This is a genomic window from Streptomyces sp. NRRL S-1022 (genome assembly GCF_000720135.1).
Lineage (GTDB): Bacteria > Actinomycetota > Actinomycetes > Streptomycetales > Streptomycetaceae > Streptomyces.
This window is the reverse complement of sequence record NZ_JOIU01000004.1, coordinates 237,350-253,518: the sequence shown is the minus strand read 5'-3', so window position 1 is coordinate 253,518 and position 16,169 is coordinate 237,350. Positions and strand designations below refer to the sequence as shown.

Genomic DNA, 16,169 nt, shown 5'->3' with positions numbered 1-16,169 from the left:
TGTCGGGTTCGGCGGCGTGCGTTCACCCGTGGCGCTGCTGTCCGGGACCCGTCCCGTGGACCGCGGGCGCCGGATTGCCCTGGTGGGTGAAGGCGGCCCAGTGGTGGACGTGGTGCAGGTCGCAGCGGGCCGCCTCGTCCCGGAGCGGGTCGTCCAGCGGGAACGGGAGACTGCGGTGCGGGTCCAGCATCCACGACTGCGCGGCGCGCAGGGCGTCCGGCGGAGCCAGCCCGCCGGCCGTGAGGTGGTGGTGGAAGACGGCCATCATCACGGCGGTCGGACCGTCCCGGACCGCCCACCGCGACCCCACGACGTCCGCGGCTCCGCTCGTGACCAGCGCGGTCGCGAGGGTCAGCGCCTCGTCGTGGTCGCGGGTGCTCAGGTCGGTCTCGCAGGCGCTCAGCACCACCAGCGGACCGGCGCTGTCCGGCGGGACGTCGGCGGCGGCATCCAGGATGCCGGCCACGGTGAGCCGGCCGGTGTCCCGGTCCGCGCCCGGAGCGCCGGCCAGCCGCAGCGCGGAGTCCGTGGGCCGCGGCGCGGCCCGGGCGTGACAGGCCAGGTGCACCACGGACGCCGGTGCCGTGCCGCCGGGCAGCACCGCGAGCAGCTCCGCCGGTGTGCCCGCGGCGTCCGGTGCCTCGTCCGTGCCGAGGAACTCGCCGTAGCGCAGCGCCCCGGGGTAGCACGCAGCCCGCAGCGCCTCCGCCTCCACCTCGGCCCAGGGGAGGGTCAGTTCGGGGTCCGCGACGAGCACCTGCCGCCCGTCGGCGGGGGACATACGGCGCCGGCCGGCCGCGGCGAGGAACCCTGCGCCGGAAGGGGCGTAGCTGATGACGGCTTCCTCGCAGGCGTACCGGTGGCCCTGCCCGCCGGCGCTGCCGGTCCGGGCGGCGTGCCACGGTACGACGCCGAGCAGGCCGCAGGGCACCAGCACGATCCGCGGCGGCCGGGCCGACGGCCGCCGCGCGGACGGCGATGGGCGCACCGCCGAGAGCACGGGCCCCATCACCGCGGGCCAGGCCCAGTCGCACAGCTCACGCAGCGTCACCTGCCAGTGCCCGTCGTAGGCGGACTTCCAGCTCACGTGCAGGTGCGGATCGGCGAGCGCCCGGGAACGCCGCGCCGCGGCGTCGAGGTACCGCTCCAGCGGTTCGCTGCCCGGCCGGATCAGTTCCGGCAGCGGCAGCATGGCGGGTGCGGCGCCGGGACGCAGGATCAGCGCGTGCCCGGGGAACGACCCGTGGGGCAGGGGCGTGCCGGGCACCAGATAGACCAACGCGTCGGTGCCCGAGGCGGCCAGGCCCTCGGTGAGCGCGGCCACGTCCGCCGTACCGGCCATCTGCCGGACGCCCCGCCCCTGCCCCGGCCGGGCACGGACACCCAGCGCGGCGAGCGCCTCCCGCCGCAGGGCACTGGGAATCGGCGGACCGCCGGCTGGGCGGGTCGGCGATCCGGTGGGCGGCAGGCTGCCGGCCGGTCGGAGCGGTGCATCGGGGGTCCGCGGGATGCCGGCCGGATGGAGCGGGATGGCATCGGGATCCAGGCGCGGTGGGCCGGTGCGGACGTGTGCCCGCCATCGTCGGGCCAGCTCGGGGTGGCCTGCCGCGTCGAGGAGCCGGGGGATGCCACGCGACGCGACGGCGGCCTGGTGCACCAGGCCACGCCCCTTCTCCAGATCGGCCACCGCGTCGGCCGGCCGCCGCAGGATGAGGGCGGCCCACGCCAGCCGCTCCGCCAGCAGGTCACCGTTCAAGGCGGCGGACAGACCGTGGTCGGCGCCCGTCTGGAGCAGGACGTCCGCGGCCAGCTCGTCCAGCGCCTCACGGCTGACCTCCAGGAACGCCTGTTCGTCCGCGCGGGCGTGCGGCCCCGTCCGGGTGGCGGCGCGCATCATGTGGGCTTCCGCCAGCTTCGTCAGGACGTCCACCCGGCGGTGTTCGCCCCTGCCCTCCGCAAGGAGCGTGCGGGCGCGGGTCAGTTGGGAGATGGCGCCGTCCAGCAGCACCGGATGGTTCAGGCCGCGTTTGACGGAGAGGAACAGCCGCAGGCCGAGCGCGGCACACCGGTCGTACTCCTGCTGCCGGTACGCCGCCGGGGCCTGCTGTTCACGCCGCGCCTGCTCGACCGCGCGCCCGAGGTCCGCCAGCTCGGCGGCGACGTCCAGCGGCTCGGGCACCGCGCCGCGGGAGGCCTGCCGCCCGTCCCCGCCCAGCTGCTCCAGCTCCTCCAGTCGCCGCGCCAGCTTGCCGCGCCAGGTGCTGTCCGCGGGCAGCGCGGTGTGCCGGGCGCGCAGCTCCTCGATCAGCGGCGGCAGCGCCCCGTGGTCACCGGTGCGTTTCGCATGGCTCAGTTCGAGGTCCGCCGTGGACAGGAGCAACTCCAGGGTGAACGGGGCGTCGAGCGGCAGCGAGCCGTCGCGGCGCAGCCGCGCGCCCAGCTCCCGCAGGGCGGCCAGGGAGCTGTCCGCGTCCTGGAAGCTGCCGCCGTGCAGCGCGACCTGCTCCAGGACCTCGGCCAGGTCCACCCGCAGCGTCACGACCCACCAGGAATCCGGCGGGCTGCCGTCGATCGCCTCCTTGAGCAGGGCCGCCGCGTCGTCCAAGTAGCCGGTGTCACCGGTCCGGTAGGCCAGCAGCCGTTCGACGTGGGCCGCATGGTGCCGCTCGTACACACCGAGCGTGAGGGCGAAGTCCCGCAGGGCACCGTTGAGAAAGGCGGCCAGTCCGGGCTCCAGGGTGAGGCCGAGCGGCCAGTCGTCCAGACGGTCGCGGCTGTCGTCGGCCGGGTCCGGCGCCGGCCGCTCCGCCAGGCTGAAGTCGGCCGATCCGTCCGCCAGGAGTTCTAGCACGACCAGCAGGTGGGCGTGGAGCCTGGCGACCCGGCCCCGTTCCGGTGCGTCCGGCGGGAGCGCGTGGAGCGCCCGCAGCACCAGGTCGGCGGCGCGGCGTACGCCGTCGGTCCCGGCCGCGCTGCCGGCGGCGGCCCGGCGCAGCAGTGCCACGGCCTGCGGATCCTGCTCCAGCACCGGGGGTTGAGGGCCGCGGGCCCGGGGCTCCAGCGCTGCGCGCAGCCAGACCAGGATGCGGGTGAACTGCGCCGTGCTGCGGGCGCCGGCCAGGTCCACCAGGCCGCGGACGGCGTCGAGCAGCGCCTCCTCGGGGTCGTCGGGGTCGGGAGGGCCGTCGGCGTCGTCGGGGTTGCCGGCGTCGTCGGGGCCGTCGCCGTCCCGCGCGGCCCCGGCGGCGTCCGTGGCCCTCGTGTCCGTGGCCCCCGCGTCCGTCGCCTCCGCCCCGGCGGCCGTCGCCTCCGTACCGGCCGGCGGATCCGCCAGGTCCACGCCGGGGGCCAGCATCCGCTCGATGACCTGTCCGACGTTCGCGGTCTGCCGCCGCAGCTCCGCGTCGAGCGGGGCCGCGGCGATACGGCCGACGACCTCCTTGGCCTCTTCGAGGTCCCGGCGCAGCGACTCGGTCAGCACCCCTTCCTTCTTGCCCGCCGTGAGCAGCGCGTCCCGCAGGACGGTGGTGGTGCCGTCGGCGCGGGGCACGGCCCAGGGCGTGAGCAGGAAGACCAGGATCATGCGGGCCTGCACGGCCAGCCGGTCGTCCGCCGGCGCACGGCGGTCCGTCCACCGCAGACGCCGCAGCGCCTCCGCCCGGTCCGCGGCGTCGGACTCGGACGGCGCGTGCTCCCTCCTGCTGTTGCAGCGCACGCCGAGCACGAGACCCAGGACGACGAAGGCGAGGGAGAAGTCCTCCCCGTGCTCCGCCAGCGCGGCCTCGACGCGGCCCAGCCGGTCGATCACCGGGCCCGACGCCTCGGTGAGCTCCTCCTCCGTGCCGGCGCGCCACAGCCGGCCGACGTCGTCGAGGACGCCGGCCAGCTCCCGCTGCCGCTCCGCCGCCCCGGCGCCGTCCTCGTCCCGCCGTACCCCGCCGCCCATCGGCTCCCCCGCCGTGCGCCCGCCTCGTCCCCGCATCATGCCCGGCGAGGGGGCCGGTCCACCACCAAGCGGGCCCACGACCGCAACCCGGCCCGCTCGCCCACGCGTTCCCATCGCGACCGCGAAGGTTTCCGGGTACATGCGGGGTAAGGATCACGCGCTCAGGCAGAGGGCGGTGGCCATGGACGAAGGTCCCCGGAGCGGGCAGCCGCGGTCCGACCGGGCCGGGCCCGTCACGGCGTCGGGCGCGTACCCCGGCAGTCCCGCCGACATCGTCGAGGCCCGTGACCTGGCCCGTGACTTCCTGACACGGGCCTGGGCCGATCACGGCCGGCCGGTGTCGGACCGGGCGATGGACGTGGTCCAGCTGGTGGTCAGCGAGCTGGTGACGAACGCCTGCAAGCACGCGCCGGGGCCGTGCCTGGTCGACCTGGAGCTCTCCGGCGGCAGCGTCCGGATCACCGTCCGGGACAGCGCGCCGGAGCTCCCGGTGGCCCGGGCCGCCGATCCGGGCCGGGTGGGGCAGCACGGCCTGGAGATCGTGACGGCCGTGTGCCAGGGCTTCGAGGTGCACCGGGAGCCGCTGGGCGAGCGGACGACCGCCTCGGTGGTGCTGGCGGACGGAGTGCCGGCGGACGGCTCCGCAGGCGACGCGGCCGGCCGGGCTCCGGCGCCGTGACGGGCGGCCCCCCGCCCCGCTCGTGCCGGTCGCCGCGAGGCACGTCCGCCCGAACGCGGTGACTATGTAGGAGGTAGGAAGCAGACAGGCAGCCAGGCGCGACGCGGCGCGCGCTCCCACCGAGTGGGAGAGGAGCACGGGGCATGGGCAGCACGGACACCTCGCGACCCGGCCGGGGCCGGCCCCTGGCAGGTGCCGGCACGTCGCCCACCGGCCTGCTCGATCTGCTGAGCGTGGCCGCGGTGGTGCTGGACACGGGCGGACGCGTGGTGTTCTGGAGCCCCCAGGCGGTCGACCTGTTCGGCTACAGCGCCGAGGAGGCGCTGGGCCGGTTCGCGGCGCAGCTGCTGGTCCACGAGGAGCACCGGGACGAAGTGATCGCGCTGTTCGCCGAGGTCATGGAGTCCGGCACCGACTGGGCCGGGGCCTTCCCGGTCCGGCACAAGAACGGCAGCACCCGGCTGGTCGAGTTCCGCAACATGCGTCTGCTCGACGACCTCGGCGACACCTACGCCCTGGGGCTGGCCGTGGACCAGGCGATGCTGGCCCAGGTCGAGCGGGGCGTCGCCTTGTCGGCACGCCTGGTCACCCAGTCCCCGATCGGCCTGGCCATCCTGGACACCGACCTGCGCTACCTGAACGTCAACCCGGCGCTGGAACGGATCCACGGCATGTCCGCCGCCGACCATCGCGGCCGGCGGGTCAGCGACGTCCTGTCCTTCCTGGACGGCGAGGCCATCGAGGGCCGGCTGCGCCGGGTCCTGGAGACCGGGGAGCCGGTGACCGACCGGTACATCGTCGGCCGTCCCGCCTCCGATCCGCAGCGCGACCACGCCTGGTCGGTGTCGTACCACCGGCTGGAGGACGCCGCCGGCCGGGTGCTCGGAGTGGCCACGTCCGTCATCGACATCACGGAGCGCCACGAGGCCGCCATCGCGGCGACACAGGCTCGCAACCGGCTGGCCATGATCGCCTCAGCCTCCGCCTCCATCGGCACGACCCTCGACGTGTCGAAGACGGCGCACGAGCTGGCCCGTGTCGTCGTACCGGACCTGGCCGACGTCGCCTCCGTCCACGTTCTGGAGAGCCTCCTGCGCGGACGCATCCCGTCGGCCGCCGGCCCGGCCCGCTTCCGCACCGTCGCCGTCGCCGCGGACCGGGCCGACGAGGCCGACGTCGTCGCCGACCCGCCCGGAGAACTGGCCCGCTACGAGAGCGACCGGCTGCTCACCCGGTGCGTGCGCACCCGTCGGCCGGTCATGGTGGCCGAGACCACCGGCGGGGACCTGCGGCGCATCGCCCGCACCGACGAGGCCGCCTCCCGGCTGCAACGGGCGGGGGCGCACTCCTACCTCGCGGTGCCGCTGCTGGCCCGCGGCGAGGTCCTGGGGGCCCTCTGCCTCCTGCGCACCGGCACGCCCGCCCCCTTCGACGAGGACGACACGCTCCTCGCCTGCGAGCTGGCCGGCCGGGCCGCGACCTGCATCGACAACGCCCGCTGGTACCAGAGCGCGCGCAACACCGCCCTCACCCTCCAGCGCCGGCTGCTGCCGCAGCTGCCGTCCCGCCTGCCCGGCCTGACGATCGCCTGCCGCTATCTGCCGGCCGGAGCCGTCAGCGAGATCGGCGGTGACTGGTTCGACGCCATGCGCCTGCCCGGCGACAAGACCGCGCTGGTCGTCGGGGACGTGATGGGCAGCGGTATCAACGCCGCCGCCAGCATGGGGCAGCTGCGCAGCGCCACCCGCGCGTTCGCCGAGCTCGACCTGGACCCGGCGGAGGTGCTCCGGCACCTCGACCGCCTGACCGAGGACGTCGAGCACACCATCGCCACCTGCGCCTACTGCCGGTACGACCCCGAGCGCGGCGAGTGCCGCATCAGTCTCGCCGGCCACCTGCCCCCGGCCCTGCTGCGGTCGGGCCGGCCCGCGGAGCTGCTCGACCTGCCGTCCGGTGTGCCTCTGGGGGTCGGCGGGACGGCGTTCGAGACGACGGTCTTCCCCTTCCGCCCCGGTGATCAGCTCGCTCTCTACACCGATGGCCTGGTCGAGACCCGCAGCGACCCGATCGACGCCCGCCTCGGCACGCTCCTGCGGGCCCTGACCGCGACGGCCGACCAGGATCTGAGGGAGACGTGCGACCGGGTCCTGGAAACGCTCCGGCCACCCGGGGGCGACGACGACGTGGCCCTGCTCGTGGCCCGCGCCGAGCCCTGACGGGGGAGCACCCGAGACGAGACCCGACGCGGGCCACCGGACGCGGGCCGGGGCGTACGACACCCGGCACGGACCGCGCTCGCCCGCCCGCCCCGGCGCACGCGACGGGCGCGGGCGACCGGGCCGGGGCGTGCCCGCCGGTCACCGCCCGCGGGTCAGCCGGCCCACTACAGCGGACGCTCACCGGTGTCGGGCGCCCGGAGCCGGCTGAACGATTCCCGCTCCAGCCGGCGGACGTGTTCCCGGGTCAGCCCCACCTGCTCGGCCACCTGCTGCAAGGTGCGGCTCTGCCCGTCGTGCAGCCGCCCCCGGCGGCGTGCACCCCGGCCTCGATGCGCCGGGCCGGCGCCACCTCTTCCTCGGCGGTGAGCAGCGGGGTCGCGGCGATCTGGGCCTGATACCGGCCCAGGAGGTCAGGGTGCTCGCCGGTGTCCGGGACCCGGCTGCGCGGGCGGCGGCCCTCCGATTCCTGTCGATCTGCTGCCGATCGCTTCGGCTCGCACCTGTCGGTCAGTACGGGTGGGAGCTCAGGCGTTCGATGGCCTCCAGGACGCCCTTGCGCTGGGCGTGCGTGCGCTCGTACCCCTGGAGGACTTGCAGGTCGGACTCGGACAGCAGGGGCAGGCGCTGCTCGATCTCCTCCACGCTCAACTGGCTGAAGCCGACGATGGGCAGGCTCTCCTCGCTGCTCACCGCTCCCTGGACCTGCTCGGCCGCGGCGGTCACCTCGGTCCTCTCTCCCGCCGGCTCCTCGGGCGGCCCGGGGCGCTGCCCGGGGTGTGCCGCGTGGCGCAGCAGGTCGGCGACGGCCAGCAGCGGGCGGGCGGCCCGGTGGGCGAGGCCGCCGTTCGCCGTCTGTTCCACGCGGAAGCCGTCCCCGGCGGAGGCCACGGCCCGGGCCTGCCGGGCGAGGCTGTCCTCCAGCTGGTCCAGCAGCTCCCGGTCGTGGTCGCGCATCTCCAGGAACAGGTCGAGCGTGACGCGGTCCTGGGCCTGGTCGGCGAGGACCTCGCCGGCCTGGCTGGTGGCGAGGGCCCGGGCCGCGGCGGCGTACTCGTCCTCGGTGTTCCTCAGCAGCTGCCGCTCGTCGACCGTGCCCCGGCCGCGCATCACGCCCGTCACGGCCTTCTGCCCCAGGGTCAGCGGGAGCGTGGCCGTCCTCACCGTGGTGCGGGCGGCGAAACGCGCCATGTCGGTCACGCCGCCGAGCAGACCGCGGGGCCGCAGACCGCTGAGGTGGAGCTCGATGCTGTGAAGCCGGTCCTGCATGTCGTCGGCCTGGCGTTGCAGCAGCTGCCGGTGGGGGCCGGGCGGAGCGGCCTCCGCATCCGCCCGCAGCCGGTCGCGCGCTGCGGCATGGGCATGGTGGGCATCCTCAAGTGCCGGGATCAAGGCCTGCGTCATCGCCATGAGGGGGTGCTCCTGCGGGGTTCGGGCGGCGTTAAGCCGCGCGGGAGTACGGCTGCCCGGCCGGCCGTACTCCCGCGGCCGGGCACCTTCGGTCATCCTGCGAGATCCGCGCCAAGATCACTCGTCGGGAGCGGGGCCGCCCCCGGGCGGGAAGGCTGCCGGCGCCCGGCCTTCTCCGTGCCGGCACGGGCCCGGGGAGCACTTCAGGCGGTTCCACCGTCCGGGTGAGGACAGCGGAGGCACCGGGGCGGCGCGGAGCCAGGACCGGCTCGGGTCCCGCGGCTCCGCTGCCATCGGCGTCGCACACAGCGCGCCAGGTCCGCGACTCCGCCGCACCCCCGGACCGCCCCACCCGGCCCGGGGCACGGCCCGACCCCGGCACCCCGGAGCACACGGACGGCACCCCCGACCGGTGGGGTTTGGCCGTACCGGGTACTACACCCGCGTCACCCTTGGTCCGGGCGCTGGGTGAGGGAGGTGAAGCGGGCCACGTCGATGTTGCCGCCGGAGGCGATGATGCCGATCCGTCGCGGTGGGCCGGCGACGCGTCCGGCCAGCAGGGCGGCCAGGGACGTGGCCCCGCTGGGCTCCAGGACGATCTTCAGCCGTTCGAAGGCGAAACGCATCGCGGTGACGATCTCGTCGTCGCTGACGAGGGCGATCGAGTCCACCAGGCGCTGGTTGACGGGGAAGGTGATCTCGCCGGGCGTGGGCAGGGCCTGGCCGTCGGCGATGGTGCGGGGGACCGGGACGGTGACGCGCGCCCCGGCCTCCAGGGACCGCCTGGTGTCGTCGCCGGCTTCCGGTTCGACCCCGATGACGCGGATCCCGGGATGCAGCGCCGTCGCGGCGGTGGCGCTGCCGGCGATGAGCCCGCCGCCTCCCACGGGCACCAGGAGGGCGTCCAACGGGCCGGTCTCCTCCAGGAGTTCCAGCGCCGCGGTGCCCTGGCCGGCGATGACGTGAGGATGGTCGTAGGGCGGGATCAGCGCCAGGCCGCGGTCCTCGGCCAGGGCGTGGCCGAGCGCGGTACGGTCCTGGGTGTAGCGGTCGTAGGTGACGATCTCCGCCCCGTACCCGGCGGTCGCCTCCCGCTTGGAGCGCGGGGCGTCCTCGGGCATCAGGATGACGGCGGTGGTGCCCAGTTCGCGGGCGGCGAGGGCGGTGGCCTGGGCGTGGTTGCCGGAGGAGTAGGCCGCGATGCCCTTCGCCAGCTGGTCCGGGGGAAGCTGGGCGGCGGCGTTGTAGGCGCCGCGGAACTTGAAGGCCCCGATCCGCTGGAAGTTCTCGGCCTTGATGAACACCTCCGCTCCGACCAGGGAGTTCAGGGTGCGGGAGGTGAGGACCGGGGTGCGGTGGGCGATGCCGTCGAGGCGGGCGGCGGCCTCGCGGACGTCGGCGAACGAGACGGGCAGGGGGGCGGCGGCCATGGGAGTCCTCGCTGTGTCCTCGGCAGGGGGAATGGGGCGGGAGGGGGTCACCAGCCGGTGACGCGCGGCCAGTACGCCTCGACGGCCGGCGCGGGCCCTGCCGTGCCCCGGGTGCCGTCGACGACGTGGTAGCCGTGGTGCTGGGCGGCGGTGGCGCAGGCGTGGTTGGGCAGGACGCGCAGGCGGGTGCCGATGGGCAGCTCGGGCAGGGCTGCGCCGTTCCGGGCGGTGAGGGTGCCGTGTTCCTGGCTGGCGGCGGTCATGACCAGGTCCGGGATCAGGGTGCCGTCGAGGTCGGTGACCAGGCCGTAGCCCTGGTCCTGCGGCTGGGCGGCGGTGCCGCGGTCGCGGGACATGGCCATCCAGCCGCCGTCGGTGACGATCCAGCCGTACTCGGGGCGGTGTCCGATGACGGTGACCACGACCGACAGGGCCAGGTCGGTCAGGTCGCACACGCCGAGGCCGGCCATCACCAGGTCGAAGAACACGTGGTTGCCGGCGCGGAGTTCGGTGACCCCGGTGAGGTCGTCGGCGGCGTGGGCGGTCGGGGTGGAGCCCACGCTGACCGTGGTCACGGGCAGGCCGGCCGCGCGGAGCCGCTCCGCGGCGGCGACGGCGGCGTCCCGTTCGGCCCGCGCCGCCGCACGGCGTTCCCCGGCGGTGTGGCAGAAGTACGACTCGCCCGCATGGGTCAGTACGCCGTCCAGGCAGCCCGCGTCGTGGAGGACGCGGGCGATGCCGACGAGCCCCGGGGCGTCGGGCCTGAGACCGCCGCGGTGGCCGTCGCAGTCGATCTCGACCAGTGCGGGCAGGGCGACACCGGCCTCCCGGGCGGCCGAGGCGACGAACGCCGCCTGCTCGGTGCTGTCCAGCAGGACGCGCAGAGTGACCCCGCGCCGCACCAGGGCGACCACCCGGGGGAGTTTGTGCGGTTCGATGCCGACGGCGTAGGTGATGTCGCGGTGACCGGCGTCGGCGAACGCCTCGGCCTCGGCGAGGGTGGAGACGGTGACGGGGCCCGGGCCGCCGTCGTGCAGGAGGGCGGCCGCGTCGAGGCTCTTGGCCGTCTTCACGTGCGGGCGCAGCTCGACCCCGAGGCGGTCCGCCCGCGCCCGCAGCCGGGCGGTGTTGCGGCGGACCCGGTGCACGTCGACGACGGCGAACGGGGTGTCGGGGTCGGCCAGCGTCCGGACGGTGCGGGAGACGGCGGTGGACATGGACGAGTGCCCCTTCACTTCGTGTAGTTGTAGACCGTGGCCCGGGACACGCCGAGCAGGTCCGCGATGGTCTGCGCGGCGTCGCGCGAGTCGAAGTAGCCGTCGCGCTGCAACTGCCGTACGAGCGCCTTCTTGTCCTCCCGGCTGAGCGAGCGGGGGGTGGCGGCGCGCTCGGCGGCGCGGGCCTCGACCGCCTGGCGCAGCTCGCGCGCGTTGCGGTCCCGCAGGGTCTCCAGCGGCTGGTCGCGGTGCTCGGCGTCCGTGGCGACGAGGTTGGACAGGGCGAGGGTCACCGGGGACAGGACGGACACGTCGAGGTTCAGGCACAGGGCCGCGACGTACTCCCCGGCGGCGTTCTTGATGCCGATGGACGTGGACTTCGCCGGGCGGCCGTCGGGGAACCGGTTGGGATAGTTCTGGATGACGCTGGGGTACTGCGGGTCGGCGATGCGGGCCAGACCCAACTCGGTGGCGGAGTCGCCCACCTGACGGCCCGACAGGTTGTTCTCGATCGCGCGGATGGCGTGGTCCGGGTCCCGCAGGTCGTGCAGCACCACCTCGCACAGGCCGGGAAACATGCGGCCCAGCGCCACGGCGATCTTCTCGGCCTCCCGGACGAGGTGCTCGTCCGCGCCGTCCCCGTCCCCGCCGGCGTCGCCCACGCCACCCCTTCCGTAGACATGTAGTCCATCTTTGGATTCGCAGTCTAAGTAGTGGGGTGGGAGAGCGTCAACCGACGGTCAAGAGGGCAGGCGGAACGCACACCGGCGCGGAACCGGCCCGCGCCGTCAACTACCTTCGTGACCAAGACTGTTCCGCACAGCACGCGTCCAGGACGTTCCACCGAGGGGGACACATGGCCGACCGGTCCAGCGCAGAGCACCGCCTGTGGCTGCGCAGCTTCCATCAGCCGGCGCCGGGTGCGCCGCGGCTGCTCTGCCTGCCGCACGCCGGCGGCTCCGCGGGCTTCTACCACCCCTTCTCCAAGGCGCTGTCGCCCGCGGTGGACGTGCTCGCGGTGCAGTACCCCGGCCGCCAGGACCGCCTGTCGGAACCCCCGGTGGACTCCGTCCGGGAACTCGCGCGGGGCGTGTTCCGCGCCCTCGACGAGCGGGACGACACGCCCGTCGCCCTGTTCGGGCACAGCATGGGCGCCATGGTCGGCTTCGAGCTGGCCCGGCTGCTGGCGGACGCCGGCCGCCCGCCCGCGGTGTTCTTCGTCTCCGGCCGCCGGGGCCCGTCCGTCGAGCGGGACGAGAGCGTCCACCTGGGCGACGACGCGCGGCTGATCGAGGAGGTCGTCAAGCTCGACGGCACGCACGCGGCCGTGCTGCAGGACGAGGAGCTGCTGCAGATGATCCTGCCGGCGCTGCGCGCCGACTACCGCGCGGTGGAGACGTACCGGCGCACCCCCGGGCCGCGCCTGGGCTTCCCCTTCGTCGCGCTGACGGGCGACGAGGACCCGCGGGTGACTCCCGAGGAGGCCCGCACCTGGTCCCAGGAGACCGACGGCCCCTTCGAACTCCACGTGTACCCGGGTGGCCACTTCTACCTGGTGGCGCAGCAGCAGGCCGTCCTGTCCCGGATCGAGGCCACGCTGCGGCGGTTCGGACCCGGCGCCGGAGCGGCGGCCTGATCCCCTGCCCACCCGACCGCCGGCCGGCCTCCGCCGGACCCGCGGCACGGGCGGCACCGGTGCACCGGTGCCGCCCCGGCGGTGTGCGTCAGCCGAGCACCTTGGCGGACTCGATGACCACGGGCTCCGTCGGGACGTCCTGGTGGCCGCCCCGGCTGCCCGTCTTGACCCCCTTGATGGAGTCGACGACGTCCTGGCCCTCGGTGACCCTGCCGAACACGGCGTAGCCCCAGCCGGTCGGGGACTTGGCCGAGTAATTGAGGAAGGCGTTGTCCGAAACGTTGATGAAGAACTGCGCCGTCGCGGAGTGCGGGTCGTTCGTCCGCGCCATCGCCACGGTGTAGTTGTTGTTCTTCAGCCCGTTGTCGGCCTCGTTCTGGATGGGCGCCTGGGTGGGCTTCTGGGCCATGTCCGGGGTGAAACCGCCACCCTGGATCATGAAGCCGCTGATTACCCGGTGGAAAATCGTGCCGTCGTAGTGGCCGCTGCGCACGTACGACAGGAAGTTCTCGACGGTCTTCGGCGCCTCGGCGTCGTTGAGTTCCAGCACGATCCGGCCGAAGTTGGTGTTCAGCTCGACGGTCGACATCAAATATCTCCTTATATCCGGTGGGGCTTGCCCACGCCTAGGCTACGGAATATACGACCACACGGCACACGCACCGTGGCGCGGCGCCCCGTGCCCCGAACGGCCGTCCGGGTGCGTCACCGCAGCGGGGGAGTGTCTCCGGGCGCCGGGGGCAGGGCCAGGTGGGCCAGGTCGCCCGGCGGCGGTGTGGTCACCGGCCACAGCGGCGGGGCCTCCCCGTCGGCGAGCGCGGCCGGAGCGTCGGTGAGGTGCATGCGCTCGCGCAGCCGGCCGTAGAAGTCCGTCGGGCCGAGCCGTACCGCCTTGAGCCGGCGCGGCGCGGCGTACACGCCGATCCAGTCGCCGGGACTCAGCACCCCGCGCAGCTGCCCGTCGATGCTGACCACGGCCTGCCCGGACCGTTCCAGCACCCGCAGCGCGATGGGCTCGTCCGGTGCGGCCACCACCGCGCGGTTGAACACCATGTGCGGGGCGACCGGGGTGAACACCAGGGCCTCCGCACGGGGCGAGACCACCGGACCGCCCGCGGCGAAGCTGTACGCCGTCGACCCCGTGGGCGTGGCCACCAGCAGCGCGTCGGCCGAGTAGTAGGCCAGGAGCCGGCCCGCCAGGTAGACCCCGACCGACACCTGCCGGTCCCGGGCCAGCTTCTCCACGACCACGTCGTTCAGCGCGGTGACGTTCAGGGCGACCCCCCAGTCGCCGCCCGCCTCGCAATCCGTGCGCACCCGCGGCGGGGGCAGCATCGGCCCGCGGCCGTACCGCAGCAGCGCCTCCATGTGGGCGGGCACCTCCAGCCGGCACGACGCCCGCAGGGTGAGCAGCATCCGCCGCTCGATGCCGATCCGTTCCTCCCGTACGGCGTCCAGCGCGGCCCGCACCTGCGGGGCGGGCACCTCCGTGAGGAAGCCGACCCGGCCGAGGTCCACGCCGAGGACCAGGGCGTCGTTCTCGGCCGCCAGCCGGGCCCCGCGCAGGAACGTGCCGTCGCCGCCCAGGGTGACGATGAGGTCCGGGTCGCCCGCGCTGTCGACCTCCTCGCGGGCGCTGTGCCGGGCGCCCTCCTGCCACACGTCGATGTCCCGGCATCCCACCGCGTGCTCGGCGCACCACGCGCGCACGGTCCGGGCGGCGGCCACCGCCTCGGGGCGCCCGCCGTGCACGACCAGGCCGACACGCTTCACCGTCATACCCGCACACCCGCCTCCCGGTCGGCTCCGTACCGAGCGTCGTCCTCGTCGTGGACGACGCCATCCTCGCCGCGGACCCCGCCGGCCCGGCGCGCGCCACGCCGCCCGGCGGCCACCGCGCGGCCTTCCGTGCGCGTCCGGTCTGGTTTTGTCACCGGTGTGTCACAGCGGCCGCACCGGGGAACCCGGGGTCCCGGCGCCCGCTCTGTCCCGTTGGGCACCGGCGCCCTGCCGGTCGCCCTGACCACGCACCACCGACAACCGGGGGACCTCATGCACCACCGACACACCAGCCGCGTCACCGCCGCGGCCCTGGCCGCCGTCGCCGCCACCCTGTCGCTGACGGTCTGTCAGACGGCGAGCGCCACCGCGGCGCGCACGGCCCCGACCCCGAAGGCCCCCGCTGCGACCGTGGCGGCCGCGGCGACTCCGCGGGCCGCCCACGCCACCGGGTCCACCGAGGCCGCCCGGTCCGCGCCCGCCCACGACACCTCCCGCTCCACGCCGGCCTGCACGGCGAAGGCGCTGGAGGCGTCGGCCTACCAGGCCGCCGTCCGGCCCCGGGGCACGGGCACCGGGGCCGCGGTCGTCCAGTTCACCAACGTCTCCTCGGCGGCGTGCGTGCTGCGCGGCCACCCGACGGTGGCCGGGGCGGGCAACGGCTCGCCCCAGCGGTCCGTGCCGCTGAAGGTGACCCCCAAGGGCACCGCGGCCACCGTGCGCCTCGCGCCGCACGGCAAGGCGTGGCTGAAGCTGACCTTCGTACAGGTGCAGGGCGAGGCGGACGGGTACTGCGTCTCCGGCGCGACCCCGTCCGTGTTCCCGACGCTGGTGGTCGGCCTGCCGGGGGCGGGCAAGCACCAGGTCGCCCTGGACGACGGCCTTTTCGCCGAGTGCGACAACAAGGTCACCGCGACGGCGGTGTCGGCGGTGAAGCCCGCCTGACCCTTGTGCGCGCCGGGGACCGGGGTCAGTCCCGGTCCCCGGCGAGGAACGGCTCCAGCAGCTCCAGCAGCGCCTCCGGGCGGTCGAGCGGGACGATGTGGCCGCAGTCCGGGATCACCCGGCCGGTCAACCGGTCCGCGTAGGGTCGCAGTTGGCGTTCCAGCGCGCGGCCGGCCGGGTGGGCGCCGATCGTGAGCGCGGGCACGGTGAGGCGGGCGCCGGCCACCGCCTCACGGATCTGCCGGGCGGTGACCGCAAGGGCCCGGTACGGCCCGAACGCGGCGCGCAGCGCCCCGCCCCCGGCGTAGGCGCGGACGAACTCCGCCCGGACGTCCGGCCGTACGCCCCGGCCGAGGGTGCCGCGCTCCAGGAACCAGTCGACGTACGCCCCCTCACGTCCCACGAGCACGGTCTCCGCGAGGCCGGGTTCGGCATGGAAGCCGAACCACCACGGCGGCCCGCCCGCCAGGAACTCCCCGGCGCCCGGGAGGTCGCCCAGCAGCGACTCCATCAGCACCAGCCGCCGTACCCGGCCGGGCCGCCGCATGGCCAGCAGGAACGCGGGCGGGGCACCGAGGTCGATGCCGGCCACGGCGGCCGGGCCGGCGTCGAGCGCCTCCAGCAGGGCCTCGGCGTCGGCGGCGAGCGTCCCGGCGTCGTACCCGCCGGCCGGCCGGTCGCTGGCGCCGAAGCCCCGCAGGTCCGGTGCGATCACCCGGTGGCGGCGGGCCAGCGGGCCGATGACGTCGGTCCACAGCCGCCAGGTGTGCGGGAAGCCGTGCAGCAGCAGGACGGCCGGCCCCCGGCCGGCCGTGGCGACGTTGAGCCCGACGCCGTTGACGGTGACCCGGCGCAGCCGCACGCCCGGGACGGAGAGGACGGTCATGAACGCTCCCATGAGTAACCGATGG

The 16,169-nt window shown here is 75.2% G+C and carries 13 protein-coding genes and 1 pseudogene; 4 read left to right on the top strand and 10 right to left on the bottom strand.

The window, feature by feature from the left end; all coding sequences use genetic code 11:
- Positions 1–22 precede the first annotated feature (22 nt).
- Complete coding sequence (locus IG05_RS0105905; protein WP_158838795.1) at positions 23–3,985, bottom strand: CHAT domain-containing protein; 3,963 nt, start codon at positions 3,983–3,985, stop codon at positions 23–25.
- A gap of 142 nt (positions 3,986–4,127) precedes the next feature.
- Between IG05_RS0105905 and IG05_RS0105900 the strand changes: the two genes are divergently transcribed.
- Positions 4,128–4,625: an ATP-binding protein gene (locus tag IG05_RS0105900; RefSeq protein ID WP_030339800.1), complete on the top strand. Its 498-nt coding sequence runs from the start codon at positions 4,128–4,130 to the stop codon at positions 4,623–4,625.
- A gap of 143 nt (positions 4,626–4,768) precedes the next feature.
- Positions 4,769–6,841, top strand: coding sequence for a SpoIIE family protein phosphatase (locus IG05_RS0105895; RefSeq protein ID WP_030339798.1), 2,073 nt, complete (start codon positions 4,769–4,771; stop codon positions 6,839–6,841).
- Between the two features lie 167 nt (positions 6,842–7,008).
- On the opposite strand, the pseudogene IG05_RS44670 reads toward IG05_RS0105895, so the two are convergent.
- The 6 genes and pseudogenes from IG05_RS44670 to IG05_RS0105870 all read right to left on the bottom strand — a co-directional run.
- Positions 7,009–7,143 (bottom strand): annotated as a pseudogene (locus IG05_RS44670) (sigma factor-like helix-turn-helix DNA-binding protein); the annotation flags it as partial.
- On the bottom strand, positions 7,089–7,250 hold the full coding sequence (locus IG05_RS49050; RefSeq protein WP_420707565.1) for a sigma-70 factor domain-containing protein: 162 nt from the start codon (positions 7,248–7,250) through the stop codon (positions 7,089–7,091). The gene IG05_RS49050 and the pseudogene IG05_RS44670, both read right to left, overlap by 55 nt.
- A 101-nt stretch (positions 7,251–7,351) precedes the next feature.
- Complete coding sequence (locus IG05_RS0105885) at positions 7,352–8,251, bottom strand: hypothetical protein (RefSeq protein ID WP_030339797.1); 900 nt, start codon at positions 8,249–8,251, stop codon at positions 7,352–7,354.
- A gap of 446 nt (positions 8,252–8,697) precedes the next feature.
- On the bottom strand, positions 8,698–9,681 hold the full coding sequence (locus IG05_RS0105880) for a threo-3-hydroxy-L-aspartate ammonia-lyase (RefSeq protein ID WP_030339796.1): 984 nt from the start codon (positions 9,679–9,681) through the stop codon (positions 8,698–8,700).
- A gap of 47 nt (positions 9,682–9,728) precedes the next feature.
- Positions 9,729–10,898, bottom strand: a complete 1,170-nt coding sequence (locus IG05_RS0105875) for an alanine racemase (RefSeq protein WP_030339795.1) — start codon at positions 10,896–10,898, stop codon at positions 9,729–9,731.
- Between the two features lie 14 nt (positions 10,899–10,912).
- Positions 10,913–11,560: a helix-turn-helix transcriptional regulator gene (locus tag IG05_RS0105870; protein ID WP_030339794.1), complete on the bottom strand. Its 648-nt coding sequence runs from the start codon at positions 11,558–11,560 to the stop codon at positions 10,913–10,915.
- A 194-nt stretch (positions 11,561–11,754) separates the two neighbouring features.
- Here IG05_RS0105870 and IG05_RS0105865 point away from each other — a divergent pair, with 194 nt between their 5' ends.
- Positions 11,755–12,534, top strand: coding sequence for a thioesterase II family protein (locus tag IG05_RS0105865; RefSeq protein WP_030339793.1), 780 nt, complete (start codon positions 11,755–11,757; stop codon positions 12,532–12,534).
- Positions 12,535–12,622: 88 nt separating this feature from the next.
- Here IG05_RS0105865 and IG05_RS0105860 read toward each other — a convergent pair whose 3' ends face one another.
- Both IG05_RS0105860 and IG05_RS0105855 read right to left on the bottom strand, forming a co-directional pair.
- Positions 12,623–13,123 (bottom strand): peptidylprolyl isomerase, encoded by a 501-nt coding sequence (locus IG05_RS0105860; protein WP_030339792.1) that lies wholly within the window; start codon positions 13,121–13,123, stop codon positions 12,623–12,625.
- Between the two features lie 116 nt (positions 13,124–13,239).
- The gene (locus IG05_RS0105855) at positions 13,240–14,313 is read right to left on the bottom strand and encodes an NAD(+)/NADH kinase (protein ID WP_030339791.1); all 1,074 of its coding nucleotides are present in this window, start codon (positions 14,311–14,313) and stop codon (positions 13,240–13,242) included.
- A gap of 273 nt (positions 14,314–14,586) precedes the next feature.
- On the opposite strand from IG05_RS0105855, the gene IG05_RS0105845 reads away from it, so the two are divergent.
- Positions 14,587–15,258, top strand: a complete 672-nt coding sequence (locus tag IG05_RS0105845) for a DUF4232 domain-containing protein (protein WP_030339790.1) — start codon at positions 14,587–14,589, stop codon at positions 15,256–15,258.
- Positions 15,259–15,283: 25 nt separating this feature from the next.
- Here IG05_RS0105845 and IG05_RS0105840 read toward each other — a convergent pair whose 3' ends face one another.
- Entirely contained in the window at positions 15,284–16,144 is an 861-nt protein-coding gene (locus IG05_RS0105840) for an alpha/beta fold hydrolase (protein ID WP_051789528.1), read from the bottom strand.
- Between the last annotated feature and the right edge of the window lie 25 nt (positions 16,145–16,169).